Raw genomic sequence first — 289 nt, 5'->3', positions numbered from 1 at the left:
ATGCGCTGTTCCTGGGCCGTGGCCTGCATTACCCGATCGCGCTGGAAGGCTCGCTCAAGCTCAAGGAGATTTCCTATATCCACGCCGAGGCCTACCCGGCAGGTGAACTGAAGCACGGCCCGCTGGCGCTGGTGGACGAGGACATGCCGGTGGTGGTGATCGCCCCCAACGACAGCCTGCTGGAGAAGGTGAAGTCGAACATGCAGGAAGTGCGCGCCCGTGGTGGCGAGCTGTTCGTGTTCGCCGACCAGGACAGCAACTTCAATGAGTCCGACGGCGTGCACGTGAT

At 62.6% G+C, this 289-nt stretch carries 1 protein-coding gene; it reads left to right on the top strand.

Annotated features, from left to right (window positions below; all coding sequences use genetic code 11):
- The coding region (locus EN850_RS35735) for an SIS domain-containing protein (RefSeq protein ID WP_136093086.1) at positions 1-289 on the top strand (289 nt) is incomplete at both ends.

The sequence above is a fragment of the Mesorhizobium sp. M8A.F.Ca.ET.207.01.1.1 genome (assembly GCF_004794715.1).
Lineage (GTDB): Bacteria > Pseudomonadota > Alphaproteobacteria > Rhizobiales > Rhizobiaceae > Mesorhizobium.
This window is presented reverse-complemented; position numbering and strand designations above follow the sequence as displayed.